The sequence below is a fragment of the Dorea sp. 210702-DFI.3.125 genome, assembly GCF_020560945.1.
Lineage (GTDB): Bacteria > Bacillota > Clostridia > Lachnospirales > Lachnospiraceae > Dorea > Dorea formicigenerans.
Map to the genome: position 1 here is coordinate 1 of NZ_JAJCNF010000057.1, position 3,594 is coordinate 3,594.

3 protein-coding genes are annotated in these 3,594 nt (G+C 39.9%); all 3 read right to left on the reverse strand.

All coding sequences use genetic code 11. From position 1 onward, the window contains the following. Positions 1–304 precede the first annotated feature (304 nt). The gene (locus LI164_RS15415; RefSeq protein ID WP_005336087.1) at positions 305–661 is read right to left on the reverse strand and encodes a DUF6110 family protein; all 357 of its coding nucleotides are present in this window, start codon (positions 659–661) and stop codon (positions 305–307) included. Between the two features lie 229 nt (positions 662–890). Beyond that, positions 891–1,601, reverse strand: a complete 711-nt coding sequence (locus tag LI164_RS15420) for a P-II family nitrogen regulator (protein WP_117650688.1) — start codon at positions 1,599–1,601, stop codon at positions 891–893. Positions 1,602–1,697: 96 nt separating this feature from the next. Continuing rightward, the gene (locus LI164_RS15425; protein WP_227087365.1) at positions 1,698–3,257 is read right to left on the reverse strand and encodes a DUF1538 domain-containing protein; all 1,560 of its coding nucleotides are present in this window, start codon (positions 3,255–3,257) and stop codon (positions 1,698–1,700) included. Positions 3,258–3,594: the final 337 nt, after the last annotated feature.

The following is a 3,594-nucleotide window of genomic DNA, read 5'->3' on the forward strand; positions in this document are numbered from 1 at the left end:
TGCTGTGGTTCACTTGCTGTTGATTCTCTTACAGCTTACCTCGCAGTGATTCGCTTGCTGTGGTTCACTTGCTGTTGATTCTCTTACAGCTTACCTCGCAGTGATTCGCTCGCTGTGGTTCGCTTGCTGTTGATTCTCTTACAACTTGTCAAGACACCTGCAGTCTTAACCACAGGTGTCCTGATTTTTCCTTACATTTTTATAATTATCACAATAATTTTTATGCTAGTTCTCCTTGAACTACTCGGCTGTCTGACTTAGCTGTCTGACTTACCTGTCTTACTTTGCTGTCTTATCTGCGTTCTTACTCGGCTGTCTCTTCCGCAAAATCTGTCTCATCAGCTTCTGCTGCTTCCTCTGCTTCTTCGGCCTCTTCTGCTGCTACTGCCTCTGCGTACTCCTGCTCTTCTTTTGCTGCTCTGTCTTCGTTGATCTGCTGTGCTTCTGCATATACGTCCTCTGCATTTTCCTGAATTGTAGCTGCTGTCTTAAGCACACATTCTTTTGCTCTTAAAACTGCTGCTGTACAGTTTGTGTATAATTTTTTAGCGTCCTTGCTGGACAGAACTTTGATTCCTGCAGTTCCGAATAATACTCCTGCTGCAAAGATTCCTGTCTTCTTTCCATCTACTTTTTTTAAGCCTTTTAAAATGTTTGACATCTTTTGTCTCCTGCCTTTCTTTCTACTTCTAGGTTCTTATATGATGTTAGTATATGTGATATGTACTTTTTGGTTCAGTACTATATCATCACTTTGAATTCACTAAATTGTAACGCATTTGTTTTTTCATTTCCACTTCTTTTTCCTTATTGATAATTATTACTCACTTGAGCAGGCTTATTGATTTTTGTTCTCATTATAACTGAAATTGAATATCATTACGCACGAATTATCTGTCTTTTTCTTCCTCATCCATATCCATTTCATCTATATACATTCTAAGTCCTACTGTGCTTGTGACCGGCAGGGAAAATATAATTGTTTTTTCTTTGCTGGCAAGTCCTGTCTGCTCCATCATGGCTTTCATGATTGCATTTTTCTGTTTCTTTCTTGTGACGATCAATATGATTTCTTTTTCTGCCGCCAGTGATACGCCAAGAAATTTTTCTGCTGTTTCCATGCCGGTTCCTTTCGCATGGATCACGGTTCCGCCTCCGGCTCCTACACTTCTCGCCACGTCCATCACGGTGTCGATGCACCCCTGATTGGCAATTGCTACTAATAATTCATATTCTGTTTCTTTCAAAGTGGACTCCTCCTCCCGTTCAAATTTCTCGCTCTGTATCAGGAAATGTAATGTTTTTTCTCCGCCGATGCTGCTGAGTGGCACGATAAATGCAATTCCGGTTCCCGGCACGTCGATCTGCATCTTTACAATCATTTCCCGCCTTAGTTTCTTCCACGTTTCTTCTGTTACCACCGATAGAATTACGACCTTTTCTGATTCTTCCAATCCGAAATAGTCCAACATCTCACTATTTGCGGTTCCACGTCCCAATGTTGTAAAGAAAACCATATGCTCATTTTTCTTATAAAATTCTTCAAATTTCTTCTTTCGGTTCCTGTCTGTAATCGTCACCATCATATATAATCTACTCATAAATTATCTCCGAACTTTCTAATTTTCTTAAACATTTTCCATCTTCACTAATATGCGCCTTGTAAAAATCTCTATCCCTGTTTACAACTCGACTGTTTACAACTCAATGATTTCTTGATTGTCTACATTGTCTAGATTTTCTATGCATACTTTTATACTTGTGTAATCTTTTGCTGCCTGTTTTTCTTTCATCTGTTCCTGAATCTGATAGATCAGTCCAAGGATTTGAATTGTTATAAGCGGCGTCATTGCTACCATAGCTACCACTCCAAACGCATCTGTCACAACATTTCCACCTAGCGCCTCGCATGCTCCCATTGAAAATGGCAGTAAAAATGTTGCTGTCATCGGTCCGGATGCTACGCCTCCTGAGTCAAATGCGATTGCTGTAAATATTTTGGGCACGAAAAATGTTAATCCAAGGGCTACTGCGTATCCTGGGAGCAGAAACCACAAAATCGAAATGCCGATAAGCACCCGCACCATTGCCAGTCCCAGAGAGAATGCGACTCCGATGGACAGACTCATTCCCATTGCTTTTGCGGAAATGGCTCCGGAAGTCAGTTCTTCTACCTGTTCCGTTAATACATATACTGCTGGTTCCGCTTTTACGATAAAGTAACCGATCAGCATACCAATCGGCACGATGATCCATGGATAGGAAAGCCCCGCAATCACTTGACCCAGATAATTACCTGCCGGCATAAATCCCACATTTACCCCTGTTAGGAAAAGTACAAGACCTATGTATGTATAAATGATTCCTATAATAATTTTTACCAACGTCTTTTTGTGAAGATGTAATGATACAATCTGAAAAATGAAGAAAAATAAAATAATTGGCAGTAAAGAAATCAGCATTTCTTTCATATAATAAGGAAGCCCTTCTTGAAAAAGCTGCCACATTTCTACTGAATTATCGGTCTTCACAATCATTGTCTGTTCGTATCCACTTCCCCCTGGGTGGTAAAGTAAGCCAAGCAGCAATACTGCCAGAATTGGTCCGACTGAACACAATGCAACCAGACCAAAGCTATCATTTTCCGCATGTTTATCACTTCGAACTGCTGAAAATCCGATTCCTAACGCCATAATAAATGGTACTGTCATAGGTCCTGTTGTTACTCCGCCTGAATCAAATGCCACTGTCAGAAAATCTTGTGGAACAATGCTTGCCAAAATGAATATGATCGGGTACAAAATTAAAAGCATATGTGCCAGTGGAATTCCAAATAACATTCGAAGTACTGCGGCTACAAGAAATATTCCAACTCCTGTTGCTACTGCAATAATCAGCGTGTAATTGGGAATGGATGGAACTTGTTCAGCCAATACTTGAAGATCCGGTTCTGATATGGTGATGATAAAGCCAAGGATAAAACACAGCACTATCACTACACTTATCTTTCTTGTATTGGTCAGTTTCGTTCCTATTCGTTCTCCCATAGGAGTCATCGCCATCTCCGCACCAAGTGTAAAGAACATCATTCCGATGATCAGGAGAACTGCACCAACAACAAAAGTCATCAGGACGCTGTTTGGAATGGGCGCAATGCTAAAGCATAACACCAGCACAATGCCTATGATCGGCAACACAGCTCCTAATGACTCTTTTAGTTTTTCCAGTAAATTTTTTTGATATAATTGTAATCCCATAAACGCCTTTCTTCTATATTTAATATGTATTAATTAATATGTATCCTTTAATAAAGTACCTTTTCGAACACTATTTTAATGAACTTAGGACTCGCTTAACGACCTTGGGACTCGCCCCCGCATCTTTTAATTATTTTAACATAAATGTGGTTGTTTTTTGAAGCTTTAAAGACGTTAATATTATGCTAAGTTTTTAACAACTTGACGTAGAGTTTTGTGTAATAGGAAATGCAATCCCGATTATACAAAAAAACCTGTAAGTATTATACTTACAGGTTTTAGCTCCCCGAGTAGGGTTCGAACCTACGACCCTTCGGTTAACAGCCGAATGCTCTAC

Coding starts and splice junctions, on each gene's coding strand:
- LI164_RS15425 (WP_227087365.1), bottom strand. CDS start 3,257: ATGGGATTACAATTATATCAAAAAAATTTACTGGAAAAACTAAAAGAG.
- LI164_RS15420 (WP_117650688.1), bottom strand. CDS start 1,601: ATGAGTAGATTATATATGATGGTGACGATTACAGACAGGAACCGAAAG.
- LI164_RS15415 (WP_005336087.1), bottom strand. CDS start 661: ATGTCAAACATTTTAAAAGGCTTAAAAAAAGTAGATGGAAAGAAGACA.